A 26,579-nucleotide genomic window follows, 5' to 3' on the forward strand; every position below is an offset into this window, starting at 1 on the left:
ATCATGACCCGCGCGATCCCGGTCGGAAGGGTCCGGGCGGAACCGGACTTTTCGCACGTTCTACACCCGCGCGAGCCGCGCCAGCAGCTCGCAGGCCATTTCGTGGGTGGCCGGCAGGCGCACGGCGGACACCCGCGGCCGGCCGGCGTCGGCCAGCTGCGAATCGACCGACAGCCGCTCGTGCAACGCCCTTCGCAGCGCGACGCCGTGCGAAGCGACGCCCTCGTCCTTCGGGACCAGCGCGGCGACGACCGACGGACCCAGCGAGGCGACGCTCTGCCCGCTGTCGAACACCGCCCGCAGCGCGTCCGCGACCAGGATCATCCCGGTCAGCCGCGGGAACCCGGCGATCGTGCTGAGGTCGAGCGAGACGACCAGCAGGACGTGGTCCTCGGCCGCGGGCCGCTCGCGCGCGGCGGCGGCCTGGTAGACCTCGGCGAGCCGCGTACGCAGGTAGGCGGCCGAGGGCAGGCCGGTCAGCGGGTCGGTGACCTCGGTGTGCGCGAGCTGGTCGGTGGCGACGTCGGCCCAGGCCAGCGCGGTGGTCCGGAGCAGCCGCGCCGGGGTGGCGTCGACGTCCGGCGCGACGAAACCGTCGTCGCCGTGGCCGAGCACCGCGTGCAGCGCGGCCAGGTCGGCGAGGGTTTCCGCGAGGCCGGCGCCGGCCGCCGCGCGAGCCCTGGCCAGGCCGGCCAGCGCGGTTTCGGCGGCTTCGACGCGGCCCTTGGCCATCACCGCCGCGCAGACGGCGTCGACCTCGGGCAGCGCCCAGTCGCTGGGGAAGCGCCAGCCCGCGGCCAGGCTGGCCGAGCGCCAGCGGGCCCGCAGCGCGAGCAGGGCGCGGTCGGCGGGCGGAGCGTCACCGGGACCGGAACGCGTAGCCGGAACGTCCACTGGCCCCCTGTCCCTTTCATCCGGTCCGTGTCGATCTTGCTCGGTGCTTCACGGTGAGGACGTGCCCCACCGGATCCCGTGACGCGTACTCGCGAGTTTTGTTAAGAAGCTTTTCCACGGCGCGACCCGGGGATGGGTGATTTTGCTCCGCCGTCGGAGTCAACACCCCTACCACCGCGTGACGGCTCGGGGTGGGTCAGTCACACTTGTCTCGCGCCCCGGACCGGCCTGTAATGGCAGGTCCTGGCCCTAACCGACCGAGGAGTGCCGTGTCCACCGTTCCCGCCGATCTCAGCGGAAAGAGTGACGCCGAGCTGATCGCCGAGGTCCGCGCCGGGAAGATCGAGTCGTACGGGCCGCTCTACGAGCGCCACACCGGCGCGGCGCACAACCTCGCTCGTCAGCTGGCCCGGTCGAGCTCGGAGGCCGACGACCTGGTGTCCGAGGCGTTCTCGAAAGTGCTGGACACGCTCCGTGGCGGCAAGGGTCCGGATACCGCCTTCCGGGCGTACCTGCTGACTGCGCTGCGTCACACCGCGTACGACCGCACCCGCAAGGAACGCCGGGTCGACCTCAACGAGGACATGACCGACGTGTCGGCCGAGGCGCTGACCGTGCCGTTCTCCGACACCGCGGTCGCCGGGCTCGAGCGGACGATGGCCGCCAAGGCGTTCGCGCGGCTGCCCGAACGCTGGCAGGCCGTGCTCTGGCACACCGAGATCGAGCAGCAGAGCCCGGCCGAGGTCGCGCCGCTGCTGGGCCTGACCGCGAACGGCGTCTCGGCGCTCGCCTACCGCGCCCGCGAGGGCCTGCGCCAGGCGTACCTGCAGGTCCACCTGCAGGAAAACGCCGAGGAACGCTGCCGCGCGTGCGCCGAGCGGCTCGGCGCGTGGACCCGCGACGGACTGTCCAAACGCGAACGCAACCAGGTCGAGAACCACCTCGACGAGTGCGAGAACTGCCGTGCGCTGGCCGCGGAGCTCGCCGACGTGAACGGCGGGCTGCGCGCGATCATCGCCCCGATCGTCCTGGGCGGCGCGGCGCTCGGCTACCTCGCGACCATCGGCGCGGCGAAGGCCAGTGCGGTCACCGCCGCGACCGCGGGTGCCGCGGCCGCCGGTGCCGCCGCGGCCGGGGGCAAAGCCGGCGCGGCCGCGGGAGCCGCCGCTGCGGGACCCCGCCAGTTCGCCGGGGTCGCGGCCTCGGGCACGGCGATCGTCGCGGCCGTCATCATCGCGCTCACCGCCGGTGGGGGGACGCAGGAGATCCCGGTCGCGGCCCAGCAGCCGCCGCCCGCGGCCCAGCCCGCGCAGCCGCCCCAGCCGGCCCAGCCCCCGGCACCGCCGAAGCCCGCTCCGCCCGCGCCGCCGCAGCCGCCGCCTCCGCCCGCGCCGCCGGTCGCGCCCCCGCCACCGGCGGTCCAGCCGCCCGCGCCGGCGCCGCCACCCCCGGCCCCGCCCGCGCCGGCCCCGCCGTCGATGTCCGCGACGTCCCCGCCGGGCGGCGTCGAGCTCAGCCCCGGCTCCGCCACGAACCTGCCGATCACCGTCCGCAACGACGGCGGCAGCGTGTCCGAGCCGGTGGCCGTCGCGCTGAAGCTGCCCCCGGGCGTGCACGCGGTCAACGCCGGTGGCGGCGGCGCGCCGATGGCGTTCGCCCAGAACAGCGCCCCGATCTCGGTGAACTGCCCCGGCGGCGACGGCACGGTGACGTGCAAGACCGGCACGGGCCTGCAGCCCGGCCAGAGCGCGACGCTGAACTTCCGGCTCCAGGCCGACCAGGACGCCGAAGGCGGCACAGTGACCGGATCGGTCACCGCCGGTGTGCGAATCAACGTCTCGGTCAGCGTCAAGATCACCGTGAAGCAGCCGCCGGACGCCGTGGTCCTCGAAGCGCAGGGCGACGGGCTTTCGGCGTTCCCGTGGACCCGCAACCCGCTGGTCTACGTGCGGGTCCGCAACACCGGCGAGACGACCCGGCCGGTCACGGTCACCTTCGACCACCCGCTGTGGCAGTGGTGGAGCCTGCGCGGCTTCCCCTGCACGACGACGGCCGGCAGTGCGACCTGCACGACGAACAGCGCCGTCGCCCCCGGCCAGCACGTCAACCTGTGGGTGCGGCTGAAGGGACGTCCCGACGACGGGCGCGTCACGATCGACGCGCAGTTGGGCAAGGCTTCGGCGGCCCCGGTGACGATCGACTTCGGCTGCTACCACCACTGGTGCGGCAAGGACCCGCTGCCGGCATCGCCGTCGACGACGTCCTCGACGACGCCGTCCAAGCCGAAACCGACGAGGCCCAAACCGTCGTCCACCCCGCCGACCACGACCTCGGAGACCGAGCCGACGCTCGAGCCGCCGACGTCGTCGACCACGACCAGCGCACCGCCGCGGCCGGGCACCAAACCGGGCAACCAGCCGCCGACCGCCACCCCCGAGAAGGGATTCGGCTGGCTGACGGGGTAGCGTCCGCGCGGTGCGCGAGCTGCTGAAGAAGCATCGCGAGCTCCTCCGCTTCGCCGTCGTCGGCGGGATCAGCTTCGTGATCACGATGTCCGTCAACTACGGCTTGAAGTTCACCGTGCTGCGGACCCACCCGGTGACGGCGCTGATCGTCGGCGTCCTCGTCGCGACGATCTTTTCGTACGTCGCCAACCGCGAGTGGTCGTTCCGCACCCGCGGCGGCCGCGAACGCCACCACGAGGCCGCGCTGTTCTTCCTGTTCAGCGGCATCGCGCTGGGCTTGAACGCGCTGCCGCAGTGGTTCTCGCGGTACGTGCTGGACCTGCAGGCGCCGCGGCTGTCGCCGTTCGGCGTCGAGGTGGCCGACTTCGTCAGCGGGATCATCATCGGCACGTTGCTGGGCACGGTGTTCCGCTGGTGGGCGTTCAAGAAGTGGGTGTTCCCGGCCGACGGGGCGCGGGTTCTCGAGGTCGTGGAGGATCCGGACATTCAGGACCGCAAGGCCGCCTGAACCACAGGTCAACGCGGTGTGCTCCTAGACTGCGTCGTGTGACCGTTGTGGAAACCGTGCTCAAGCGCACGCCCGAACCACTGCGTTCGGTGCTGATCAAGCACCGCGAGCTGCTGAAGTTCGCGATCGTGGGCGGCACGACGTTCTTCGTCGACAACGGCGTCTGGTACTTCCTCAAGCTGTCCGTGCTCGAGTCGAAGCCGACCACCGCCAAGGCGATCGCGATCATCGTCGCGACCATCGTGTCCTACATCCTCAACCGCGAGTGGTCGTTCCGCACCCGCGGCGGCCGCGAACGGGCGCACGAAGCCACGTTGTTCTTCGTGATCAGCGGCGTCGCCGTCGTGGTGAACCTGATCCCGCTGTACGTGTCGCGGTACGTGCTGCACCTGGAGGTCCCGCACGTGACGCGGTTGGTGCAGGAGGTCGCGGACTTCGCGAGCGGGTCGATCATCGGCATGCTGCTGGCGATGTTCTTCCGCTTCTGGGGCTTCAAGAAGTGGGTGTTCCCGGACGAACTGGGCGAGCGCCGGCGCGACAACGGTGACGTGACCCGGCTGCGCTGACCGCGGCTTGCCCGAGCTGATCTCCCCCGACGCCCGGTGGCACGCCGCCTGGCTGGAGGCGCACGCCGAGTGGGGACCGGGCGCCCACGAGGACGGCTTCGGCCTGCGGCCCTCCGACGACGTCGGCACGCGCGAGGGCTTCGCGACCTGGCTGGCCCGGCTGGCCGGCGACGCCTGCACGTACCGCTGGATCGTCGAAGGCGAGCGGGTGCTCGGCGGAATCGCGCTGCGGCACGGCTTCGGCGAGTTCGTCCGGCAGTTCGGCCACATCGGCTACGGCGTCCGGCCGTCCGCGCGGGGACGCGGGGTCGCGAGCTGGGCGCTGGGACGCGTGCTCGGCGAAGCCTGGACCCTCGGCATGTCCCGCGTCCTAGTGGTCTGCGCCGTGGACAACGTCGCTTCGATGAGAACCATCGAGCGCCACGGCGGCGTGCCCGAGAAATCGCCTGACGAGCGGGTCCGGCGGTACTGGATCGAAAACTACTTGTCTCTCGACATGTAGTTGTCTACAGTCATCCTCGTCAGTGTTCCTTCGTGAGGACGCCGTCCGGGTTCGGCCGGGCGAGCGGGACGATTCGAGGTGGTTTCCGAGCGCGAAGAGGTCGCACCCGCCCGCGGGTGACGATGGAGCCTTTTCCCGACTCGACGGGACGCGTTCCCACGCGTCCGCATCTCTCGTCCCTTCTGACGAAACAAGGACTTCCTCTTGCACACCACCGCGCTGAAACGCGCCCAAAAACCGGCTCTCGCCGGGCTTTTCCTGTCCGTCTTCCTCGCGATGCTCGACGCCCAGGTCGTCGCCACCGCACTCCCCCGGATCGCCGCCGACTTCGGCACCACCGGGGCCTACGCCTGGGTCACCACCTCCTACCTGCTCGCCGGGAGCGTCACCGCTCCCCTCTACGGCAAGCTCGGCGACGTCTTCGGCCGCAAACGCGTGCTCCTCGGCGCGCTCGCCCTGTTCCTGCTCGGCTCGCTCGCCTGCGGGCTCGCGCCGTCGGCCGCGGCGCTCATCGGCGGGCGCGTTCTGCAGGGCGCCGGCTCCGGGGGCCTCTTCGTCTCCGTCGGCGCTTCGCTCGGCGAGATGTTCACGCCCCGCGAAGGCGCGAAGTACTTCGGGTGGTTCTCGATCTGCTTCGCCGTCGCTTCGCTCGCCGGGCCCGTGGCCGGCGGGCTGCTCACCGGTGTCGCCGGGTGGCGGTCGATCTTCCTCGTCAACCTGCCACTCGGCTTGGTCGCCGTCGCACTCCTGGCGAAACTCGACCTGCCGAGACGACGGCGGAAAGCACCCTTCGACTTCGCCGGTGTCGTCCTGCTCGGCTGCGCCATCACCGGGTTCACCCTGCTCACGCCGTGGTCGATCGCGCTCGGGGCCGTCGCCGCCGTCGCGTTCGTGCTCGTCGAACGCAAAGCCGAAGCCCCGGTGCTGCCACCGAGGCTCTTCAACGACCGGACGTTCACCGTGTCCGTCCTGCTCAGCGTGCTTGCCGGGTTCGCGTTCCTCGGCTCGGTCAACTACATCGCCGTCTTCCTCCAGCAAGACGCGGGACCGGCCGAAGGCGGGCTCCTGCTCGTGCCCATGACGCTCGCCGTGGCCGCTTCCTCCGTCGTCGCGAGCAAGGTCATCGCCCGCACCGGGCACTACCGCTGGGCGCCGCGGCTCAGCACGGCGCTCGGCCTGCTCGCCGTCGTCGGCCTGCTCACCGTCGACGCGCTCCCGCAGGTCGTCGCCTGCCTGGTCGTCTTCGGCCTCGCGGCCGGGCTGAACCTGCAGGTCCTCGCCCTCGCCACACAGAACACCGCGCCACCCGAAGACCGCGGCGCGGTCGCCGCCGGCGTCAACCTCGCTCGCGCGCTCGGCTCGAGCCTCGGCCCGGTCGCGCTCGGCTTCGCCTACACCGCCGGCACCCACGGCGTCTTCCTCGCCCTGCTGCCGGTGCTCGCGCTCGCCCTCGTCACGGCGTTCGCGCTCCCCCACGTCCCGCTTCGCGGAAAAGGAGAATCCCGATGATCTTCGTCCTCGGCGCCACCGGCAAGGTCGGCCGCGCCCTCGTCCCCGCTCTGCTCGACACCGGCGCCGCCGTCCGCGCGCTCACCCGCGACCCGGCCAAGGCCGGCATCGACCCGCGCGCCGAAGTCGTGCGGGCCGACCTCGACACCGCGGACCTACCCGCCCTGCTCGACGGCGCGGACCGCGTTTTCGTGCTGACCCAAGGCCACAGCGCCGACCGCGAAGCCGCTATCGCCCAAGCCGCCGCACGCGCCGGCGTCACCCACCTCGTCAAGCTGTCCACCACCGGTGTCCACTTCGGACAGACGGACCCGATCACCCGCGCCCACGCCGAAGCCGAGCAGGCGGTCCGCGAAGCCGGACCGGCTTGGACGATCCTGCGGCCAGGCGCCTTCATGGACAACCGGTTCGCCTGGCTCGGCTCGATCCGCGACGAGAACGCCGTTTACGTGCCCGAAGGCGACCCCGCGTCGGCGCTCGTCCACGTCCGGGACATCGCCGCGGTCGCGACGCTCGCCCTCACGACGTCCGAGCACGAAGGCAAGACCTACGAACTGACCGGCGGCGAAGCCCTCACCACCGCCCAGCAGGTCGCCGTCCTCGCCGAGGCGATCGGCCGACCGATTGAATTCGTCGAGGAACCGGAAACCGCCGCGCGGGAACGCATGGTGCGCCGATTCGGCTGGCCCGCCGAAGCCGTCGACGGATTCTTCGCGTTGAAGCGGGAATCCGCCGGCCACGAACACGTCGTGTTCGGCACCGTCGAGCGCCTGCTCGGCCGGCCTCCGCTGACCTTCGCGAAATGGGCAGGTGAGAACGCGGCCGCATTCACCTACCATTACGGGGGGTGACAGCGGGGAGGTGACCGGATGGGTCTGCGCGTGCTCGTCGTGGACGACCACCCGTTGTTCCGGTTCGGCGTGTGCACGCTGCTGGACGCCGAGCCCGAGATCGAGATCGTGGGCGAGGCGGCCAGCGGTGCCGCCGCGGTCGAGGCCGCGGCCGCGCTGCTCCCGGACGTCGTCGTCATGGACCTGCACCTGCCCGACCTGTCGGGGATCCAGGCGACCCGGCACATCGCGGACGTCAGCCCGGACACCGGCGTGCTGATGCTGACGATGGCCGACGAAAGCGAGTCGGTCTTCGCGGCGATGCGCGCCGGTGCCCGCGGCTATCTCCTCAAGGACGCCGAGCCGGACGAGATCATCCGCGCCGTGCAGGCCGTCGCGAGGCGCGAGGCCATCTTCGGCCCCGACATCGCGAACCGCGTGCTCGGCTTCTTCAACCAGCCGCCACCCACGAGCGAGCCGGTGTTCCCGGAGCTGACCGGGCGCGAGCGCGAGGTCCTGTCCCTGATCGCGGCCGGGCACAGCAACGGCGCCATCGCGAACACGCTCTGCCTGAGCCCCAAAACCGTGCGCAACCACATTTCGAACGTCTTCGCCAAGCTGCACGTCGCCGACCGCGCCGAAGCGATCGTCCGGGCCCGCGACGCGGGTCTCGGCCGGTCCTGACGGGCAGCATTCCGGGCAATCCGGGACGCCGGTCCCATGCGCTCGGGACACCCGAGCGGGCACTGTGGGCAGGGTGAGGGGTGGAAACCCTCGCACCGTTCGAGGGGAATGGGTGACGATGTTCGAATCCGACAGGACGCCGGTGGTGGTCCGCGCCACCGATCCGATCCTGCACAACGGCGTCTGCGTGGCGCTGCGTTCGCGCGACGAGGTCCGGGTGGTCGACGGGGAGGCGGCCGACTCGGCCATGGTCGCGCTGCTGGTCGCCGACCGGCTCGACGAGACGATGACCCAGCTGCTGTCCGCGCTGCACCACCAGGGCTTCACCCGCATCGTGCTGGTCGCGGGCGAAGTCGACGACAACGAGATCCTCAACGCCGTCGAGCACGGGGTCTGCGCGGTCGCCCGCCGCGCCGACGCCGGGCCGGAGGTGCTCGTCCGGCTGGTCAAGGCGGCCGCGGCCGGGGAGGGCGCGCTGCCGCCCGACCTGCTCGGCCGGCTGCTGAGCCGGGTGTCCCGCCTGCAGCGCCAGGTGCTCCAGCCGCGCGGCCTGCACCTGGGCGGGATGAGCAACCGGGAGACGGAGGTGCTGCGGCTGGTCGCGGCGGGGTATTCGACGCAGGAGATCGCCGACCAGCTGTGCTACTCGCAGCGGACGGTGAAGAGCATCCTGCACGACGTGACCAACCGGTTCCAGCTGCGCAACCGGTCGCACGCGGTCGCGTACGCGCTGCGTGAAGGGTTGATCTGACCCATGATCGCCCAGGTCGACGAGGCTTTGTGCCGGCTGCTGCGCCCCCGCTTGCCGGCGGGGACGCAGATCCGGCTCGACCCGCCGAAACCGGCCTGGCAGACGGAGTCGCGGGTGCGGAGCGTGGAGCTGTTCCTCTTCGCGCTGCGCGACGCCGTCGGGGAGGGAAACGAGGGGGAAGGAAAGCGCGCGGCCCGGCGCTGCGCGCTTTCCTACCTCGTCACGGCGCGAGCCGGGGCGGTCCAGGACGAGCACGCCCTGCTCGACGCGGCGCTCCACGCGGTCCTCGACGCCGGCCAGCTGCCCGCGGAAAGCGCTTCCCCGGTGCGGATGTCTTTGGCCGCAACGGATCCGACGGGCCTGTGGACGAGCCTGGGCATGCCCGCGCGAGCCGGGTTCGTCCTGCTGGTCACGGCCGACGCCGACTAACGCGGGACGCGCTCCGCGGGCCATTGCAGCTGACGCACCTGCGGAAACCAGATCGAGACCGGCCACGACAGACCGATGAAACCGACTGTCGTGGTTCCCGCATCACCTTTAGTTCAGGTCAGAACCAGGCCGCCCACAACCGATCACCTAGTCCACTGGCGCGACGAACGAACACTTTCCGCCTGGATCTTCCCGGCGGCGTTCAATGACAGCACCATGTCAGCATCACCGAAGTGACCGCCGCGGGCGTATTGTGCGTGATCTCTCGCCTAACGCGGGACGCGCTCCGCGGGCCACCGGACCTCGGGCACGTCGCTCGGGCGCGGCACCTTGAGGAAGAGGCTGAACACCGCCGGCCGCCGGTTGGACAGCTCCAGCCGGCCGCCGTCCGCCTCCACCAGGGCTCGCGCCAAGGCCAGCCCGACCCCCGTCGACCCGCCTCCCGAAAAGCCGCGCTCGAAGATGTGCGGGGCCAGCTCGTCCGGCACGCCCGAACCCGTGTCGCTGACCTCGATCACCACCGTTCCCTCGGCGTCGCCGCGGCGGGCGGCCATCGTGACCGTGCCCGAACCGTGGCGCAGGGCGTTGTCCAGCAGCACTCCGACGACCTCGCGCAGCCGCCCCGGGGTCGCGCGGGCCATCAGGCCGTCGGCCACCCGCATCCGGAGGTTGCGGCCCTCCGAGCGGAGCAGCTCGCGCCACTCCTGCGCCATCTCGGGCAGCCGGGTCGGCAGGTCCACCGGTTCCGCGCCGACCTCGCGCGCCGCACGGGCCGCCGCCAGCAGCTCGTCCAGCGCTTCGGCGAGCCGGTCGGCCTGCTCCTGGGCGGCCTTCGACTCGTCGGCCACCTCTTCGTCCGGGTGCACGGTGAGCGGTTCCAGCCGCAGCTGCAACGCCGTCAGCCGGCTGCGCAGCTGGTGCGAGACGTCGCCGACGAGCTGGCGCTCCCGCTGCACGAGCTGGGCGAGCGCGGTGCCGGACGCGTCCAGGGCCTCGGCGACCATGTCGAGCTCGCCGACGCCGTAGCGGCTCGGGTCGGGCCGGAAGTCGCCGCCGCCCAGGCGGGACGCGCGTTCGGCGACGTGCCGCAGCGGTTTCGCGAGCCGCCGAGCCGTCGCGATCGCCACCACCGCACCGGTGCCGACCGACAGCAGCACCAGCAGGACGACGACGAGCGTCACCGTCGTCTGCCGTTCGTGCATCGGGCCGGCCGGGACGGCGATCGCGACCTTGCCGTCGCGGGCCAGGTCGGCCGTCTCGGTGACGGTGTCGGGCCCGGGGTCGTTGCCGTAGCGCTTCTCCTGCTGGTCGGGGACCTGCACGGAGAGGATGCCGTTCGTCGGGACGGCCGCGCGCACCTGGTCGAGGTCGATCTCCTGGCCGTTGGCGATCTCGGTGTCGAGGATCGCCGCCGCCGCGCGGGCGTTCTCGGCGAGCGTCTCGCGGTAGCTCGACTCGATCTGCCAGCTCGCCACGATGCCCAGCGGGATGCCCAGGACCGCCGCGGTGACGGCGACGGCCAGCAGGATGGCCAGGAGGATGCGGCGGCGCACGGCTTATTCGGCGTTGAACCGGAAGCCGACACCGCGGACGGTCGCGATCCGCCGCTCGCCGTCGTGGGCCTTGCTGGTGCGCCCGGCGGCCTCGTCGGCGGCGATGGCCAGCTTCCGCCGCAGCCACGACATGTGCATGTCGAGCGTCTTGGACGTCTTCGACTCGAGGTCGTTCCAGACCTCGGCGAGGATCTCGTCGCGGCTGACGACCTGCCCGGCCCGGCTCATCAGGACGCGCAGCAGCTCGAACTCCTTGTTCGCGAGCTGGACCTCGTGCAGGTCGACGGTCACGAGCCGCGCGCCGAGGTCCATCCGCACGCCGCCGGCCTCGAGCACCTCGGGCACCCGGCGGCGCAGCAGCGCGCGGATCCGGGCGAGCAGCTCGGCGAGGCGGAACGGCTTGGCGACGTAGTCGTCGGCGCCCGCGTCCAGGCCGACGACGAAGTCGACCTCGTCGGTGCGGGCGGTGAGCATCAGGACGGGCAGCTCGGTGCCGTTGGCGCGCAGGCGCCGGCAGACCTCGAGGCCGTCCATGCCGGGCAGTCCGAGGTCGAGCACGAGCAAGTCGACTCTCTGGGCGGCGGTGGCGTCGAGGACCGAAGGACCGTCGGTGACGACGTGGATCTCGTAGCCCTCGCGTTCGAGGGCGCGGGAGAGCGGTTCGGCGATGGCCGGATCGTCTTCGGCAAGTAGGACCATGCTCACCTGGCCAACTCTACGGCGCGGGGGCGTGAAACCATCGTGACCGTGCCTGGCTACGAAGATGATCTGGCCCTCGCCACCCGGCTGGCCGACGCCGCCGACGCGATCACGACGGCGCGGTTCCGCGCCCTGGACCTGGCGGTGGAGCGCAAACCCGACCGCACGCCGGTGACCGACGCGGACACCGCGGTGGAGGACGGGATCCGTTCGCTGCTCGCCGAAGAGCGGCCGGACGACGCGGTGCTGGGCGAAGAGCGCGGCGGCTCGGCGGCGACGGGCCGGGCGTGGGTGCTCGACCCGATCGACGGCACCAAGAACTTCCTCCGAGGTGTACCCGTCTGGGCGACCCTCATCGCCCTGGTGGAGGACGGCGACCCGGTCGTCGGCATGATCAGCGCGCCGTTGCTGGGCCGCCGCTGGTGGGCGGCGACGGGGGCCGGCGCGTTCTCGAGCGACTCCGCCGGGACGCGGCAGCTGTCAGTTTCGAAGGTTTCGTCCCTTTCGGACGCTTATCTGTCCACTACGGACTTGAACTCGTGGACGGAGTACCACTCGCGCGAGAAGTACCTCGGCCTGGTGGACGCGTGCTGGGAGACCCGCGCGTTCGGCGACTTCTGGCACCACGTGCTGGTGGCCGAGGGCGCCCTGGACGTCGCGGCGGAGTGCATCGTGAACCCGTGGGACGTCGCGGCGGCGCAGGTGATCGTCACCGAGGCCGGCGGGCGGTTCAGCGACCTCGACGGCGTCGCGCGGTACGACAACGGGAGCGCGCTGTCGACGAACGGCCGCCTCCACGAAGACGCGCTCGCGATCCTCAAGAGGTAACCGGGTAGGCCGCTCGGCGGGAACTTCTTGACCGGCCTCGATCGCCGGTGGTTCACTCCCAGTGCTCGCCGGGTCACCCGGTTTGTTGACAACGTTGTCAGCCCGGGCGGCCCGCTCACCCCGGGAGGAAGAGCATGCGCAGAGTCGTCACCGCGGCTTTGGTCATTCCCCTGGTCACGGCCGTGGCCAGCCCCGCACTCGCCGAACCCGACCACGCGCGGGATCTCGCGTCCTACGTCAACCCGTTCGTCGGCGCGAAGGCCGGCGACACCCCCGAGACCAACACCTACGCCGGCGACACGTTCCCCGGCGCCGACGTCCCCTTCGGCATGGTGCAGTGGAGCCCCGACACGCCGCTGCAGCCCAAGCCACCCGCCGGGCAGGGCCGGTACTACGCCCGCGACCGCGACGGCGGCTACGCCTGGGAAGAGAACAAGCTCCGCGGCTTCAGCCTCACCCACTTCAACGGCGCCGGCTGCGGTGGCGCGGCCGGTGACGTCCCGTTCCTGCCGTTCGCCGGGAACATCACCACGTCACCCGCCGTCGACGCCACGAAGTACTTCCCCACCTTCAGCCACGCAGGCGAATCCGCGTCGCCCGGCTACTACAAGGTGACGACGGACTCCGGCATCACCACCGAGCTGACCGCGACCCAGCGCTCCGGCCTGGGCCGCTTCACCTTCCCGAAGAACTCCCCCGCCACGCTGCTCATCGACGTCGCGCAGTCGGCGATGGGCAGCGACGACGCCTCGGTGACGGTCGACCCGGCCAAGCGGACCGTCGAAGGCTGGGTCTCCAGCGGCCACTTCTGCCGCGGCCCCAACACGTACAAGATCTACTTCACGGCGTCGTTCGACCAGCCGTTCACGACGTCCGGGACCTGGCAGAACGCCGCCGTGACGCCGGGCGGCACCAGCGCCCGCGGCGGCGACCTCAGCAAGACGACCTGGGACAAGCAGGTCGTCACCGCCGACGGCGGCTCCGGCGCCTACCTGACGTTCGACCCGGCCAAGCCGGTCCAGGTGCGCGTCGGCGTGTCCTATGTGGACGCGCAAGGTGCCCGGCTGAATTCCCTGCTGGAACAGCGGCACGACTCCTTCGACGCGGTCAAGGCGCGGGCGCGCCAGGCCTGGAACGACCGGCTGCGGCAGATCACCGTCGAAGGCGGCACGGACGCGGCGACCCGGACGTTCTACACCGCGCTCTACCACACACTCATGCAGCCGAACGTCTTTTCCGATGTGGACGGTCGGTACGCCGGCTTCGACAAAGCGATCCACCAGACGAAACCCGGGCACGCGCAGTACGCCAACTTCTCCGGCTGGGACACCTACCGCGACGAGGTCCAGCTGCTGTCGATGCTCGCGCCGCACGAGGCCGCCGACATGGCGCAGTCGATGCTCAACCAGGCGGACCAGGCCGGCGGGATCTGGGACCGCTGGTCGCAGAACAACGACTTCATGGGCGTGATGGGCGGCGACCCGTACCACTCGATCATCGCGAGCACGTACGCCTTCGGCGCCACGGACTTCGACGCGTCCCACGCGCTGAAGTCGATGGTCGGCGGCGCCACCCGCGTCCAGCAGGCCGGCGAACGCGCTCTCGAACGGCCGGGGCTGTCGGACTACCTGACGCTGGGCTACCACCCCAACAACGTCTCGGACATGCTCGAGGAGACGACGGCCGACTTCGGCATCGCCCAGCTGGCTCAGCGTCTCGGCGAGAAGAGCACCTACCACCAGTTCATGTCCCGGGCCCAGTACTGGGAGAACGTCTACAACCCGGCGACGGGCTACCTGCAGACCCGGATGCGCGACGGCCAGTTCCTTTCGCCGTTCGACCCCGCGCAGTACCAGGAAATGCGCTACCAGGAAGGGAACGCGGCGCAGTACACGTGGATGGTGCCCTACGACGTCCGCGGGCTCTTCGACGCGATGGGCGGCGACGACGCCGTGAAGAAGCGCCTCGACTTCTTCTTCACGAAGCTGAACAGCGACGCCAGCTCGCCGTACGCGTTCATGTCGAACGAGCCGTCGTTCGAGGTGCCGTGGGAGTACGCCTACGCGGGCGCGCCGTCGAAGACGCAGGACATCGTGCGCCGCTCGGCGGAGCTGCTGTTCAAGCCCACCGAGGACGGCCTGCCCGGCAACGACGACCTCGGCGCGACGTCGGCGTGGTACGTCTTCGCCGCGCTCGGCATGTACCCCGAGGCGCCCGGCCGCGCCGAAATGGTGCTGGCCAGCCCGATGTTCCCGAAGATCACGCTGACCCGGGCGACCGGGCAGCGGATCACGATCACCGCGCCCGGCGCGTCCAGCTCGGTGAAGTACGTGAAGGCGTTGAACGTCAACGGACAATCGAGCACCAAGCCGTGGCTGCCGGAGTCCTTCGCGGTCAACGGCGGCCGGCTCGACTTCACGCTCGGCGCGTCGCCGACTTCGTGGGGTTCGGGCGCTTCGGACGTCCCGCCGTCCTTCCGCGACGGCGAAGTCCCGGTACGCGGGCGCGTCGGGCCGGGTCGCGTGGTCGTCGCGCCTGGCTCGGCGACGACGGCCACCGTCATCGCGGAAGGCATCACCGGTGCCGGAACGGTGACGTGGCAGGCGAAGCCGCCGGCCGGGATCACCGTGACGCCGTCGAGCGGGACGCTCACCGTGGGCGCGCACGGGTCCGCTTCGCAGCAAGTGAAGGTCACCGCCGCGGCGGGTGCGCCGGACGCGTACACGAGCGTGCCCGTGACGTTCAGCGGGCAACCGGTGCCCGCGCAGCTGCCGGTGACCGTCGGGACGCCGGGGTCGCTGCACGCGGCGAACACGAACGTCGGCGTCACGGACGACAAGTTCGTCCAGTACGGCGACTTCGGCGAGACCGACCTCTACCCGGGCGGGTTCGCGTTCTCCTACTCGGCGCAGGGCTTCGCCGCGAACGGCATCACGCCGGGCGGGGTAGTGACGGCGAACGGGCAGCAGTTCCGCTGGCCGTCGAGCCCGACCGGGTCGCCGGACAACGTGATCGCGGCGGGGCAAACGCTTGCGGTGGACGCTCCGAAGGGCGCGACGAAGCTGTCGTTCCTCGGCGCGGCGACCGGCGCGGACGCGCAAGGGACCGTGACCGTCACCTACACCGACGGCTCGACGCAGGCGGCTCCCCTGGGCCTGTCCGAGTGGTTGCTGAAGGGCGGTGACGAGACTCCGCAGTTCGGGAACACCGTCATAGCGAAGGTGCCGTACGTGAACTCGGCGTTCCCGCGGTACATGTTCCGGCTCCAGCGGCCGTACACGTCGTACCTGTTCGCGACGGCGCCGGTAGCCCTCGATCCGGCGAAGCAGGTCAAGTCGATCACCCTGCCCACCGCCACCGGCGCAGGACAGGCGCACGTCTTCACCTACGCGGTGTCCTGACGAGGTCGTGAGTGAGAAACAGTGTTCTAACCCTGTTTCTCACTCACGACCCGGGCAGCAGGCCGACGGCGCCGCGGGCGACCTGCGCCCAGGCCAGCCGGCCGAAGAGGTAGTGGCACGCCACCTGTTCGCTGGTGAACCGCGCCCAGTCGTAGCGGTTGCCCTGCTCCCGCCAGAAGACCTCCCACGCCTCGTCCTCGCCCTGCATCAGGCACCAGGCGTTGTCGACCTCGGCGCCGAGCGAGACGACCTCCGGCGGCACGCCCAGCACGCCGAGCCAGCGCTGGATCGACTGCGTGTTCATCAGTCCTCATCCCCCTTGGCCTCGGCGAGGTAGCCGAGGGTCACCAGTTCGTCGGCCGCCAGCAGCGCACGGTACCGGGTGCCGCCGCCGACCTGGCCGAACCAGTTCGCGGTCTCCGACCGCCACATCGGCACCGCGCGCACGACGACGTACCGGCGGTACTCGGCGTCCAGCATCCCGGGCGGCAGCGAGCGTTCCGCGAAGGGCGTCCCGTCGGCGAAGAACACGCGGCCGTACGCCGGGCCGAAGCGGTCGAGCACGGTGTTGGCCGGGACCATCACCGGTTCGGCGTGGTCGACGCTGCCCTCCGGGTAGTAGTCGCCGGGCGGCCACGCGTATTCCGGCCCGAGGTCGCTGTGCCCGACGACGAACCGGCGGATCCACACCGCCTGCGTCGCGTGGGCGTACGGCACGTACCCGTCGGTCAGGTGCCGCGGCACCGGCCGCGACGGCGCCGTCGGCGAACGGCGGAACCCCGCGGTGACGTTGGTGAGTGCCTGGTCGTCGAAGATCAGCCGGGCGTCCGGGTGGTCGTTCGGGCCGAAGCCGTCGGGATCCTCGGGCAGCGGGAGCTGCAGCGCCGGCTTGTCCATGGCCACCGGCAGGTGCCCGATGGGGAACATGTGCACCAGGAACAGCGCGACAACGCTTTCCCGTTCCTTGCGCGGCGACCCGAGCGGCGGCAGCGGTGCCGGCGAACCGGGGCTGAGCGGCGGCCCCGCGACCGGCGGCGGCGGCGCTGCCGGTGCCGGCGGGGCCGGCGGGGCCGGGGGCAGCGGGAACGGCGGCAGCAGCGGCGACACGGCGTGCGGCCACGCCGCGGGGTTGCCCGAGGGCGGGGTCGGCGCCTCTTCGAAGGCGCCGGAATCCGTCAGCCCGTATTCGGGCACCCGGATCGGCCCCGTGTCGAGGTCGGCCTCGACCGGTTCGGAGCCCGCCTCGGAAGGCTCGGTCACACCCATCCTCCGGCTCGGTCGGTGCCCGCGGGCACATGGCGTTCGACGCGGCCGCGGTGCTGCCGGTCCCCCTTGATACCGCACCTGCCGGGCGCGGGTGCGGGCGAGGTCAGCTCAGCGCGGCGACCACGCGGGACGGGCTCGGGCGGCCGAGCTGTCCCGCCATCCACGTGCTGGCCGCCACCAGCGCGTCCAGATCGGCTCCGTGAGCGATACCCAGCCCGTCCAGCATCCACACCAGGTCTTCGGTGGCCAGGTTGCCGGTCGCCGACTCGGCGTACGGGCAGCCGCCCAGCCCGCCCGCCGAAGAGTCCACAGTCGACACTCCACATCGGAGCGCCGCCAGGGTGTTGGCCAGAGCCTGACCGTAGGTGTCGTGGAAGTGCACGGCCAAAGTACCGACATCGCCGAACAGGCCGATCAGGTTCTCCACCTGGCCCGCGGTCGCGACGCCGATGGTGTCGCCCAGCGAAAGCTGCGAGCACCCCATGTCCAGCAGGCGGCGGCCGGCGTCGGCGACCTGCTTGGCCGGCACGGCGCCCTCCCACGGGTCGCCGAAGCACATCGAGAGGTAGCCGCGTACTTCGACGCCCGCTTCCCGGGCCCGCGTCACGACCGGCTCGAACATCCCGAACTGCTCGTCCAGCGAGGAGTTGAGGTTCTTCTGCGCGAAGGTCTCCGTCGCGCTGGCGAAGATCGCGATGTGTTCGACACCGGCGTCGAGGGCCCGGTTGAGACCCTTCTCGTTCGGCACCAGCACGGGGTAGCGGACGCCCGCCCGACGATCCAGCCCGGCGAGCAGCTGCTCGGCGTCGGCCAGCTGCGGCACCCACTTCGGGTGCACGAAGCTCGTCGCCTCGAGCGTCGTCAGGCCCGCGCCCGCGAGCCGGTCGAGGAACTCCAGCTTGACCTCGACCGGGACGATCGTCTTCTCGTTCTGCAGGCCGTCCCGCGGGCCGACCTCCCAGATCGTGACCCGCTCCGGCAGCTCCCCCGCGGAGGGGACCCGTTCCGGCAGGCCCAGTTCGCGCGTACCCATCAGCGGCGACGATCGCCGCGCTGCGGACGACCGCCCTGGGGCGGCAGCGGCTCGGTCCGCTGGGGCCCCGGAGCGGCCTGGGTGCCCGGCCGGTAGTCGTCGTACGGGTTGTCGTTGACCTCGCGGTAGATGACCGTGTGCACCTTCTCGACGTGCGGGATGTCCTCGAACCGCAGCGGCTCGTCCGACGCCGACTCGATGATCAGGGTGCCGCAGCCGAAGACCCGGTCGAGCAGGCCGTGCTCGAACTGGACGCTGTTGATGCGGCCCATCGGGATGTCGATGCCGGTGCGCTTCAGCACGCCCTCGCGAGCGATGAGGCGGTCGGTGGTCACGATGAAGTGGGTCGTCCGCCAGCGGACGAGCGGCGCCAGGAACAGCCACACGATCAGCACGAGGGCGACGACCCCGATGGCGATCAGCCCGACCGTGTTCCACGGCGAGCCGGCGTCCTTGGCGAGGATCGCCAGCCAGATGCCCGCGCCCAGGGTGACCAGGAACGCGAGCGTCGGGAAGATCAGCATCTTGAAGTGGGGGTGACTGTGCACCACGACGTGCTCTTGCTCGCTGAGCAAATCGTCCGGATAAGCCACGGCGGACGCTCCCAAGGTCGGTGCGGCGGTGTCGCTTCACCGTACCGGCGAGACGCCCGGCCGGTGAGTGCAACGCCCCGAAGAATCAGGCTGGGCGGACGTGCACCACGTCACCCGCGAACACGGTGTGCCGCTGGCCGCCCACCATGTCCACCTGGAGCTGGCCGGCGGCGTCGATGTCGGCGGCCCGCCCGGTGAGCGACGTGCCGTCCGGCAGCTGCACCTCGACGTCCTGGCCGAGGGTCGCGCAGTGGGCGCGGTAGTCGCCGAGCAGGCCCGCCTCGGTGAGGTCGCCGCCCGCGAGCCGCCAACGCTGCTCGAGGTCGCCGAACTCGGTGAGCAGCGCGATCGCGACGTCGGTGCGGTCGGTGTTGGTGGCGCCGAGCTCGGCGAGCGACGTCGCGGGCAGGCCGCCCGGGCCCGGCTGGACGTCGCCGAGCGGCAGGACGTTGAGGCCGATGCCGAGCACGATCGACGGCGGATTGCCGGCGACAGCCTCGGCGAGGATCCCGGCGCACTTGGCCCCGCCGGCGAGGACGTCGTTGGGCCATTTGAGCGAGGCGTCGACCCCGACGGAGGCCGCGACCGCCCGCACGGCGAGCCCGGCGACGACGGAGAGTGAGCCCAGCGCCGTGAACGGGACCTCCGGCCGCAGCGCCACGCTGAGGTACAGCCCGGCGCCCTTCGGCGAACTCCACTGACGCGCCCGCCTGCCTACGCCCGCGGTCTGCTCCTCGGCGAGCAGAACGGTCCGGTCCGCGGCGCCGTCTTCGAGGGCTTTCCGCAGGTCGGCATTGGTGGAGCCGGTTCGCTCGACGACGTCGATCTTCGCGTACCGATCCTTGAGCGCCGCACTCAGGCGGGCAGCGTCGATCTCAGTCATGTGTCCACCATATGAGAGTCCCCCTAACGTGCAAGCTACTCAGTCGTTCACTAAGAGGTGCGCTCTTCTAAGTTGGACCCCGTGACGACGAAGCCGACCTCCTGGGCTCGCGGCGCGGCCCTGCGCGGCCTCGTCGCGCTACCGCTCGTCGCGGGTCTGGTCACCGCGGGCTGGCTGCTGGCCGACCGGTCGCCCGCGCCCGCACCGGCGGCCGCGCTGCCGGTGGCGCGCGACGCGGCGTCCGGCCCGTCGGTCCTCGAAGTCAGCGCACCGGTGAAGGCCCAGGAACCGGGCCAGGGCGCGTCCGGCCAGGGCGGCAAGAGCCCGCTGCAGCAGTGGGCCGAGCAGCTGGCGGGGCCGCTGGACATCCCCGCCGAAGCGCTGATCGGCTACGCGAACGGCGAACTGGCGCTGCGGAGCGAAGACCCGTCCTGCCACCTCTCGTGGGTCACGCTGGCGGGCGTCGGCTCGGCGGCGTCGGACCACGGCCGCGCCGGCGGGAACGCGCTGGGGCTGACGGCGGCGCAGGCCAAGAAGTACGGCGGCGAGGCCCCGATCGCGGCCGGCCGGGCGCTGTGCGCGGGCGGCACGGACCTCGGCGCCGGACCGGGCTGGTGGAAGGCGATCGCGGCCTACCACCCGGGCAGCGACGCGGAGCTGTTCCGCCAGCGCGTCCTCGGCATGGCCCAGCTGTACGCGACGCTCTCCCTGGACCCGGCGTCGGCCTCGTCGCCGCGGGTCCGCGCGACCCGGTTCGCGCTGGGCCAGCTCGGCCTCCCGTACGTCTGGGGCGGCAACGGCCCGGACGCGGGCGCGGCGGGCTTCGACTGCTCGGGCCTGACGAAGGCGTCGTACGACAGCGCGGGGGTGGCGTTGCCGCGGACGGCGGACAGCCAGTTCCGCGCGTTGCCGCCGGTCCCGCCCACGCAGGAGCCCCGCCTGGGCGACCTGGTGTTCTACGGCAGCCCGGCGACCCGCATCCACCACGTGGGCCTGTACCTGGGCAACGGCCTGATGATCAACGCGCCGACCGAGGGCCAGGCGATCCAGATCCACACGTACCACTCGAAGGGCGACGACTACGCGGGCGCGGGCCGCCCGGCCTGATCGCCCCGCGGACCGTGTCCTACGTGGACGCTGTTCTGGCCTCGCGCCGCCCGGCGAGCCGGGCACCGGCGGGTCCGGAAAGGACTCGCACACCGGAAGCTCTGGTCTGAACACCGGAGACGCCTCAGAACGTCTTCCGCTGCGGGTCGCCGTCCGACCGGGCTCCCCTGCCACCGCTGCTGCTCACCGTGAGCCGATCGACGGATTCGCCGGCGAGCTGAGGCCGGACTCGTAGGCGAACACGACGAGCTGGGCCCGATCCCGTGCCCGCAGCTTCGCCATGGCCCGGTTGACGTGCGTCTTCGCCGTCAACGGGCTGATCACCATCCGCTCCGCGATCTCGTCGTTGGACAGCCCGCGCGCGACCAGCGCGACCGCCTCCCGCTCCCGGTTGGTCAGCTCCGCCAGCCCCGCCCCGGGCACGGGCGGCTGCGTCACGTACCGGTCGATCAGCTTGCGGGTGATCGACGGCGCGAGCAGCGCGTCGCCCCGGGCCGCGACGCGCACGGCGTGCAGGAAGTCCTCCGGGCGGATGTCCTTCACCAGGAACCCCGCCGCGCCGGCGCGCAGGGCTTCGAAGACGTACTCGTCGAAGCCGTAGTTGGTCAGGATGACGACGTGCACCGCGGCCAGCGCCGGGTCCGCGGCGATGCGGCGGGTCGCCTCGAGACCGTCGACACCCGGCATCCGGACGTCGAGGAGCACGACGTCCGGCAGGTGCGCCAACGCTAGTGTCACGGCTTCACCGCCGTCGGCCGCTTCGGCCACCACCTCGACGTCGGCCTCGGCGTCGAGCAATGCGCGGAACCCGCTGCGGATGAGCGGCTGGTCGTCGGCCAGCAGGACGCGGATCACGCCGGGCCGTCCACGGGGAGCTCGGCCCGGACGCTGAACCCGCCTTCGCGGCGCGGCCCGGCGTGGAGCCGGCCGCCGAGCGCCATGACGCGCTCGCGCATCCCGGTCAGGCCGACGCCCGGCGCACTGTCCACAGTGGTCTCGCCGTCGTCGTCGACGCGGACGACGAGCGTGCCGGGCCGGTGGTCGATCCGGACCGACGCGCCGGCCGCGGCGGCGTGCCGGGCGACGTTGGTCAGCGACTCCTGGACGATCCGGTACGCGGTCCGGCCGACCGCCGCCGGCACGTCGTCGCAGCGGCCTTCGATCGTCAGCCGCGCGTCGAGACCGCCGGAACGGGCCCGCTCCACCAGGTCCGGCACGTCGTCGAGGCCGTGCGGCGGGTTCGTGCCGTCGTCGCGCAACGCCTCCAGCGTCGCCCGCAGCTCCCGCGCCGCGTCACGGCCGGCGTCGCGGATCGCGAGGAGGGCGTCCGGCACGTCTTCGCCGCGCTTGGCGGCCAGGTGGACGGCCACTTCGGCCTGCAGCTTGATGACGGAGATCTGGTGGGTGAGCGAGTCGTGCAGCTCCCGCGCGATGTGCAGCCGCTCCTCGTCGGCCCGCCGGCGCGCGGTCTCCTCGCGGGTCCGTTCGGCCTCGTCGGCGCGGCGCTCGGCTTGGCGCAGGGCCTCCCCCGCGGCGCCGGCGGCGATCAGCCAGGCGATCTGGAGGACGTCACGGGACTGCGTGAACGCCTCGCCGGTCGTGTGCAGGCCCGTGGCCAGGATCGCGAACGGGACCGCGCCGAGCATGAGCACCGACGCGACCACCGCGGCGACGCGGTGTCCGGCCCGGACGGCGGCGTACACCGCGAACAGGTAGGCGACGACGGGCACTTCGAACCCCGCGGCCTGGTAGCCCAGCGCGCACGCCGCGGTCACCGCGAGCACGACGACCGGAGCCCGGCGGCGCGCGGCCAGGGCCAGCCCGCCGGCCACCAGGAGCGCGTACCCCAGCGGGTCGAGGTCCGTGGGGACGTGCCGCGCCGAGAGCCCGGCGACCAGCAACGCCGCCGCGACCCCGACGGCGATCACCCCGTCCACGACCCGCATCTCCGCACCTTAACCGGATGTTCCGGACGGCGAATCCGGCGTGAAGAGCATTCGCGGACTACCGCGGCCGCGGTACATCCGGGGTTCCTGCGGCGGCCGCGGCAGCGGGAAGTGCCCGCGTCCGCACGACGACGGGCGACGGGTCCGGCGGACATGCTGCCCGGACACCGAAGATGGGAGTACGCCATGACCCTTGCCGCTGTCAGTAGTTACGCCATGACGCCGGGACGCGTGTGGGCGATGGTCGCCACGGTGGTGGGAGTGGCCGGCGTCGTCGCCGGCGTGCTGGCCCTGACCCGCGGCCGGGGAGCCGTCGTCGCCCTGGGTTCGGGGCTCGCCGGCGCAGCCGGTGGTGGTCTCGTCGTCGCCATGGCCAAGGGCGGTCCCGGCACCGGGTACGGGATCGTCGGGGGCTGGGTGGCGCTGGTGATCGGGCTGGCCGCCGTCGCGCTGGGCGGGCTGGCAATGGCTCGCTCGCGCGGTTTTGTCGGTGGTCGCCGCTAGCGTCGGGGGCATGTTCGAAGTCGACTTCGTCGAGTTCCCGTCCACGTCGGCTACCGCGTCCGGCGAGTTCTTCGCGCGCGCTTTCGGCTGGCAGGTGACGCCGTACGGCCCGGACTACAGCGACGTCCGGGCCGCGGGCCTCACCTTCGGCTTCCAGGCGGACGCGGCCGAGCAAGCCCGCGCGCCGCTGGTCACGGTCCGCACGGACGACCTGGCCGCGGCACGCACCGCGATCGAGGCGGCAGGCGGAGAGGTGACGAAGGAACCGTTCACCTTCCCCGGCGGCCGGCGCTTCCACTTCCGCGAGCCCGGCGGGAGCGAGCTCGCGTTGTGGTGCCCGGAGTAGCGCGACGACCGGTCCCCGCCAGTGGGCCGCCCGCTGTCCGGGACACGCGCCCAGGCCGGCAGGGGTCAGCAAGCTCATCGGTCACCTCTGGTCGCCGGGATCCGTCGGGAGTGCGACGGTGGGTGCGGGCGAAAGGTGACCGATGGAGGAGCTGGCCCGGGCGTTCGAGGCCGAACGCGGCAGGCTGCGCGGGCTGGCCTTCCGGATGCTCGGTTCCCTGGCCGAGGCGGACGACGCCGTCCAGGAGGCCTGGCTGCGCCTGAACCGCGTGGACTCGGTCGACAACCTGGCGGCCTGGCTGACGACGGTCGTCTCCCGCGTCTGCCTCGACGTCCTGCGTTCGCGGAAGGCCCGTCGCGAGGACCCGTTCGAGGTCCTGCCGGAGCCGGCGGCCGACGCGGACCCGGCGGGCGAGGTCGAGCTGGCCGACTCGGTGGGCCGCGCGCTGCTCGTCGTGCTCGACGCGCTGGGCCCGGCCGAACGGATCGCGTTCGTGCTGCACGACCTGTTCGCGGTGCCGTTCGAGCGGATCGCGCCGGTGCTCGACCGCACGCCGGTCGCGGCGAAGAAGCTCGCGAGCCGCGCGCGGCAGCGGGTCCGGGGCACGTCTCCGCTGCCGCCGGCCGACCTGGCGCGGCACCGCCGGGTGGTCGACGCGTTCCTCGCCGCGGCCCGCGGTGGTGATCTCGACGAGCTCTTGGACGTGCTCGCCCCCGACGTCGTCCGCCGCGCCGACGCGGCCGCGTTGCCGGCCGGAGCGGCCCTCGAAGCCCATGGGGCGCGGGCGGTGGCCGAAGAGACCCAGGTGTTCGGGAAACGGGCTCACTTCGCCGAAGCGGCCCTGGTCGACGGTGCGGTCGGCGTCGTCGTGGCCCCGCGCGGCCGGCTGCTGCTCGCGCTGGCCGTGGCGGTCGAAGGCGAGCGGGTGGCGGCGTACGAAGTGATCGCCGAACCCGCCCGCCTGGCCGCGCTGCACGTCACGCTCCTCGCGTGACCCGGTAGGACAGGTGCGTCACGCCGGTGCCCTCGACGACCTCGGGGCCGGTCAGCGTGACGGTCGCGTCGAGGTGGTCGAAGAACCGGACGCCGTCGCCCAGCAGCACCGGGATGAGGTCGACCTGGATGCCGTCGAGCAGGCCCAGGTTGAGGCACTGCTGCGCGATCGTGGTGCTGGCGACGGCGACGTTCTTGTCGCCGGCGACCTTCTTGGCCTGCTCGACGGCGCTTTCGAGGCCGTCGGTGACGAAGGTGAACGGCGCGTCGGGGTGCGGCCAGTCCGCGGGCTCCTCGTGGGTGACGACGAAGACCGGCACGCCCATCGGGTGCGCGCCGCCCCAGCCCTGGGTGAGGTTGAACAGGCGGCGGCCGGTGATCAGCGCGCCGACGTTCTCCATGGCGGCGCGGAGCATCTTCGCGCTGGCTTCGGAGGTCTTGAAGGTCGCCCACTCGACGGCGGTCGGGACCTCGACGTCGCCGTTGCCGAACCACCCGAACAGGTGGTCGATGCGGTCCTGCGGGTCGGCGACGAAGCCGTCGAGGGACATGGACATGTTGGCGATGACGTCGGCCATTTCTAGCTCCTCTGTGCTGGTCAGGGGCGGTTTCCCTGCTGACGAGAAGTCTTCCGCGATCGCCCGACCGGAAGATCTGCCACCTGGCCGACATCCGGCTCCGGGGTGGCCGATGCCTTGACAGCCGTGGCGGATCTCGGGACCATGAACGAGTGTTCATGAACGCGTGTTCACAACGAAGGAGATGGGAATGACCGGGATCGTCAACACCGCGCAGGCCGAGGCATGGAACGGGTACGAGGGGGAACATTGGGCGTCGCACGCCGATCGCTACGACGCCGTGAACAGCGGGTTCAACGGCTTCCTGCTCGATGAGGTCGGCGCGGGCGACCGGGTGCTGGACATCGGCTGCGGCAACGGCCAGCTGACGCGGCTGGCGGCGGCCCGGGCCGCGTCCGCGACCGGGGTCGACCTGTCCGGACCGATGCTGGCGACCGCGCGGGCGCGGGCGGCGGAGGTGCCGAACGTGGCGTTCGAGCAGGGTGACGTCCAGGTGCACCCGTTCGCCGAAGGCGCGTTCGACCTGGCGATCAGCCGGTTCGGGGTGATGTTCTTCGCCGACCCGGTGGCGGCGTTCGCCAACGTCCGGCGGGCCCTGCGCCCCGGCGGCCGGCTGGCGTTCCTGTGCATGACGGCGCTGGCGGGCACCGACCTCGGCCGGGTGTTCGGCGCACTGGCCGAGTACCTGCCCCAGCCCACCGGCCCCGACGGCAGCGGGCCGACGTCGTTCGCGGACCCGGACCGCACGACGGCGGTCCTGACCGAAGCCGGCTTCTCCGACGTGGTGTGCACCCGCGTCGAGGCCGACCAGGTCTGGGGCCACGACGTCCCGGACGCGGCCCGGTTCATCAGCGACTGGGGTCCGGTCCGCCACCACCTGGGCATGGTCGACGGCGAGACGGCGGCCAAAGCGACAGAGGCCCTGACGGCGGCACTGGCGCCGTACGCGGGCCCGGACGCGGTCCGCCTGCGGGGAACGGCGTGGCTGGTCACGGGGAGGAGGTCGTGAGGCCCTTACGATGGCGGTGATGTCACCGAGGAAAGCCGCGGCGCAGCGGGACGGCCAGTCGCTGCACGACCTGCTGGTCGAGACCGCCCAGAAGATGATCGCCACGCACGGGACGACCGGGATGACCGTGCGCGAGATCGCGCGCATGGCGGGCGTCGCCGACGGCGTGCTCTACAACCACTTCTCCGACAAGGAGGAGCTGGTGGCCCGGGCCTTGCTGGAGCACGTGCGCACTACGGAAGCGGAACTGGGCGACCTGCCGGTGGCGGGCGAAGGCACCGTGGCGGGCAACCTCCACCGCCACCTGGAGTTCGGGCTGGCGCTGCACAAGGTGATCGTGCCGGCGTTCAGCGGCCTGATCGGCCAGCCGCGGGTGCTGGAGCGGTTCGCGGAGATCAGCGAGCGATCGGGTTACTGGCGCGACCGCCTGCTGGCGTACCTGAAGGAGGAGCGAACCCTCGGCAGGCTGCGCGAGGAGTCCGAAGTGGACGCGGCCGCGGCGATGCTGGTCGGCTACTGCCACGCCGCGGTACTGGCGGCGGTCTTCCCGCACACGGGCCCCCTCGACCCACCGACGCCGGACGCAGTGGTGCGGGCGATGCTCGAGGGCATCGCGCCGTAGCTCTCGCGCCGCTGCCTCACCGCGCCCCCGGCGATCGGCGATCCGTCCGTCCCGCACTCCGCGGTCCGTCCTTTGTGGAC

At 72.0% G+C, this 26,579-nt stretch carries 28 protein-coding genes; 17 read left to right on the forward strand and 11 right to left on the reverse strand.

All coding sequences use genetic code 11. The annotated features are described in order from the left end of the window. Positions 1-60: 60 nt before the first annotated feature. A complete protein-coding gene (locus ACIRSS_RS28660) occupies positions 61-894 on the reverse strand; it encodes a GGDEF domain-containing protein (protein WP_400900226.1) in 834 nt (277 codons plus the stop codon). Between the two features lie 269 nt (positions 895-1,163). Here ACIRSS_RS28660 and ACIRSS_RS28665 point away from each other — a divergent pair, with 269 nt between their 5' ends. The 9 genes from ACIRSS_RS28665 (at position 1,164) to ACIRSS_RS28705 (ending at position 9,138) form a co-directional block, all read left to right on the forward strand. Then, positions 1,164-3,359 (forward strand): sigma-70 family RNA polymerase sigma factor, encoded by a 2,196-nt coding sequence (locus tag ACIRSS_RS28665; RefSeq protein WP_400900228.1) that lies wholly within the window; start codon positions 1,164-1,166, stop codon positions 3,357-3,359. 10 nt (positions 3,360-3,369) lie between these two features. After that, positions 3,370-3,867: a GtrA family protein gene (locus tag ACIRSS_RS28670; protein ID WP_400900230.1), complete on the forward strand. Its 498-nt coding sequence runs from the start codon at positions 3,370-3,372 to the stop codon at positions 3,865-3,867. A gap of 38 nt (positions 3,868-3,905) precedes the next feature. After that, the gene (locus tag ACIRSS_RS28675) at positions 3,906-4,433 is read left to right on the forward strand and encodes a GtrA family protein (RefSeq protein WP_400900232.1); all 528 of its coding nucleotides are present in this window, start codon (positions 3,906-3,908) and stop codon (positions 4,431-4,433) included. A 7-nt stretch (positions 4,434-4,440) separates the two neighbouring features. Next, positions 4,441-4,935 carry a GNAT family N-acetyltransferase gene (locus ACIRSS_RS28680; RefSeq protein ID WP_400900234.1) on the forward strand — a complete coding sequence of 165 codons (495 nt, stop codon included), beginning with the start codon at positions 4,441-4,443 and terminating at the stop codon, positions 4,933-4,935. 204 nt (positions 4,936-5,139) lie between these two features. Beyond that, positions 5,140-6,444, forward strand: a complete 1,305-nt coding sequence (locus tag ACIRSS_RS28685; protein ID WP_400900236.1) for an MFS transporter — start codon at positions 5,140-5,142, stop codon at positions 6,442-6,444. Then, the gene (locus ACIRSS_RS28690) at positions 6,441-7,295 is read left to right on the forward strand and encodes an NAD(P)H-binding protein (protein ID WP_400900238.1); all 855 of its coding nucleotides are present in this window, start codon (positions 6,441-6,443) and stop codon (positions 7,293-7,295) included. Before ACIRSS_RS28685 ends, ACIRSS_RS28690 begins: the two co-directional genes overlap by 4 nt. A gap of 18 nt (positions 7,296-7,313) precedes the next feature. Beyond that, positions 7,314-7,958 (forward strand): response regulator, encoded by a 645-nt coding sequence (locus ACIRSS_RS28695; RefSeq protein ID WP_400900240.1) that lies wholly within the window; start codon positions 7,314-7,316, stop codon positions 7,956-7,958. 118 nt (positions 7,959-8,076) lie between these two features. Continuing rightward, a complete protein-coding gene (locus ACIRSS_RS28700) occupies positions 8,077-8,709 on the forward strand; it encodes a response regulator transcription factor (RefSeq protein ID WP_400901893.1) in 633 nt (210 codons plus the stop codon). Between the two features lie 3 nt (positions 8,710-8,712). Continuing rightward, positions 8,713-9,138 carry a Pvc16 family protein gene (locus tag ACIRSS_RS28705; RefSeq protein WP_400900242.1) on the forward strand — a complete coding sequence of 142 codons (426 nt, stop codon included), beginning with the start codon at positions 8,713-8,715 and terminating at the stop codon, positions 9,136-9,138. 269 nt (positions 9,139-9,407) lie between these two features. Here the strand turns inward: ACIRSS_RS28705 and ACIRSS_RS28710 are convergent, their stop codons facing one another. Both ACIRSS_RS28710 and ACIRSS_RS28715 read right to left on the reverse strand, forming a co-directional pair. Then, positions 9,408-10,691, reverse strand: coding sequence for an ATP-binding protein (locus tag ACIRSS_RS28710; RefSeq protein ID WP_400900244.1), 1,284 nt, complete (start codon positions 10,689-10,691; stop codon positions 9,408-9,410). Between the two features lie 3 nt (positions 10,692-10,694). Further along, positions 10,695-11,390: a response regulator transcription factor gene (locus ACIRSS_RS28715; protein WP_086677054.1), complete on the reverse strand. Its 696-nt coding sequence runs from the start codon at positions 11,388-11,390 to the stop codon at positions 10,695-10,697. Positions 11,391-11,432: 42 nt separating this feature from the next. Between ACIRSS_RS28715 and hisN the strand changes: the two genes are divergently transcribed. Both hisN and ACIRSS_RS28725 read left to right on the forward strand, forming a co-directional pair. Then, the gene (hisN, locus tag ACIRSS_RS28720) at positions 11,433-12,218 is read left to right on the forward strand and encodes a histidinol-phosphatase (RefSeq protein ID WP_400900246.1); all 786 of its coding nucleotides are present in this window, start codon (positions 11,433-11,435) and stop codon (positions 12,216-12,218) included. Between the two features lie 134 nt (positions 12,219-12,352). Then, entirely contained in the window at positions 12,353-15,619 is a 3,267-nt protein-coding gene (locus ACIRSS_RS28725; protein ID WP_400900248.1) for a GH92 family glycosyl hydrolase, read from the forward strand. Between the two features lie 43 nt (positions 15,620-15,662). Here ACIRSS_RS28725 and ACIRSS_RS28730 read toward each other — a convergent pair whose 3' ends face one another. The 5 genes from ACIRSS_RS28730 to ACIRSS_RS28750 all read right to left on the reverse strand — a co-directional run bounded on the left by ACIRSS_RS28730 (position 15,663) and on the right by ACIRSS_RS28750 (position 19,394). Further along, on the reverse strand, positions 15,663-15,923 hold the full coding sequence (locus tag ACIRSS_RS28730) for a hypothetical protein (protein WP_003105220.1): 261 nt from the start codon (positions 15,921-15,923) through the stop codon (positions 15,663-15,665). Beyond that, positions 15,923-16,879 (reverse strand): TNT domain-containing protein, encoded by a 957-nt coding sequence (locus ACIRSS_RS28735; protein WP_400900250.1) that lies wholly within the window; start codon positions 16,877-16,879, stop codon positions 15,923-15,925. The genes ACIRSS_RS28730 and ACIRSS_RS28735 overlap by 1 nt, the downstream gene beginning before the upstream one ends. A gap of 109 nt (positions 16,880-16,988) precedes the next feature. Then, the gene (locus ACIRSS_RS28740; protein WP_400900252.1) at positions 16,989-17,918 is read right to left on the reverse strand and encodes a hydroxymethylglutaryl-CoA lyase; all 930 of its coding nucleotides are present in this window, start codon (positions 17,916-17,918) and stop codon (positions 16,989-16,991) included. Beyond that, entirely contained in the window at positions 17,918-18,511 is a 594-nt protein-coding gene (locus ACIRSS_RS28745; RefSeq protein WP_400900254.1) for a PH domain-containing protein, read from the reverse strand. Before ACIRSS_RS28745 ends, ACIRSS_RS28740 begins: the two co-directional genes overlap by 1 nt. An 85-nt stretch (positions 18,512-18,596) precedes the next feature. Continuing rightward, the gene (locus ACIRSS_RS28750; RefSeq protein ID WP_400900256.1) at positions 18,597-19,394 is read right to left on the reverse strand and encodes a biotin--[acetyl-CoA-carboxylase] ligase; all 798 of its coding nucleotides are present in this window, start codon (positions 19,392-19,394) and stop codon (positions 18,597-18,599) included. An 81-nt stretch (positions 19,395-19,475) separates the two neighbouring features. Here ACIRSS_RS28750 and ACIRSS_RS28755 point away from each other — a divergent pair, with 81 nt between their 5' ends. Next, positions 19,476-20,501, forward strand: a complete 1,026-nt coding sequence (locus ACIRSS_RS28755; protein WP_400900258.1) for a C40 family peptidase — start codon at positions 19,476-19,478, stop codon at positions 20,499-20,501. Between the two features lie 183 nt (positions 20,502-20,684). On the opposite strand, the gene ACIRSS_RS28760 is transcribed toward ACIRSS_RS28755, so the two are convergent. Both ACIRSS_RS28760 and ACIRSS_RS28765 read right to left on the reverse strand, forming a co-directional pair. Beyond that, complete coding sequence (locus tag ACIRSS_RS28760) at positions 20,685-21,356, reverse strand: response regulator (RefSeq protein WP_400900260.1); 672 nt, start codon at positions 21,354-21,356, stop codon at positions 20,685-20,687. Beyond that, complete coding sequence (locus ACIRSS_RS28765; protein ID WP_400900262.1) at positions 21,353-22,447, reverse strand: sensor histidine kinase; 1,095 nt, start codon at positions 22,445-22,447, stop codon at positions 21,353-21,355. Before ACIRSS_RS28765 ends, ACIRSS_RS28760 begins: the two co-directional genes overlap by 4 nt. Before the next feature lie 186 nt (positions 22,448-22,633). On the opposite strand from ACIRSS_RS28765, the gene ACIRSS_RS28770 reads away from it, so the two are divergent. The 3 genes from ACIRSS_RS28770 (at position 22,634) to ACIRSS_RS28780 (ending at position 24,291) form a co-directional block, all read left to right on the forward strand. Then, positions 22,634-22,951, forward strand: coding sequence for a DUF6223 family protein (locus ACIRSS_RS28770; protein WP_400900264.1), 318 nt, complete (start codon positions 22,634-22,636; stop codon positions 22,949-22,951). 10 nt (positions 22,952-22,961) lie between these two features. Continuing rightward, a complete protein-coding gene (locus ACIRSS_RS28775; RefSeq protein ID WP_400900266.1) occupies positions 22,962-23,297 on the forward strand; it encodes a VOC family protein in 336 nt (111 codons plus the stop codon). 142 nt (positions 23,298-23,439) lie between these two features. Beyond that, the gene (locus ACIRSS_RS28780; protein WP_400900268.1) at positions 23,440-24,291 is read left to right on the forward strand and encodes a sigma-70 family RNA polymerase sigma factor; all 852 of its coding nucleotides are present in this window, start codon (positions 23,440-23,442) and stop codon (positions 24,289-24,291) included. Here ACIRSS_RS28780 and ACIRSS_RS28785 read toward each other — a convergent pair. Then, positions 24,275-24,868, reverse strand: coding sequence for a dihydrofolate reductase family protein (locus ACIRSS_RS28785; RefSeq protein WP_400900270.1), 594 nt, complete (start codon positions 24,866-24,868; stop codon positions 24,275-24,277). The two genes, ACIRSS_RS28780 and ACIRSS_RS28785, sit on opposite strands and share 17 nt — an antisense overlap. Positions 24,869-25,058: 190 nt before the next feature. On the opposite strand from ACIRSS_RS28785, the gene ACIRSS_RS28790 reads away from it, so the two are divergent. Further along, positions 25,059-25,877: a class I SAM-dependent methyltransferase gene (locus ACIRSS_RS28790; protein WP_400900271.1), complete on the forward strand. Its 819-nt coding sequence runs from the start codon at positions 25,059-25,061 to the stop codon at positions 25,875-25,877. Positions 25,878-25,887: 10 nt separating this feature from the next. After that, positions 25,888-26,499 (forward strand): TetR/AcrR family transcriptional regulator, encoded by a 612-nt coding sequence (locus ACIRSS_RS28795; protein ID WP_400900273.1) that lies wholly within the window; start codon positions 25,888-25,890, stop codon positions 26,497-26,499. The last annotated feature ends 80 nt before the right edge of the window (positions 26,500-26,579 follow it).

The organism is Amycolatopsis sp. NPDC101161 (genome assembly GCF_044768185.1).
Taxonomy (GTDB): Bacteria; Actinomycetota; Actinomycetes; order Mycobacteriales; family Pseudonocardiaceae; genus Amycolatopsis.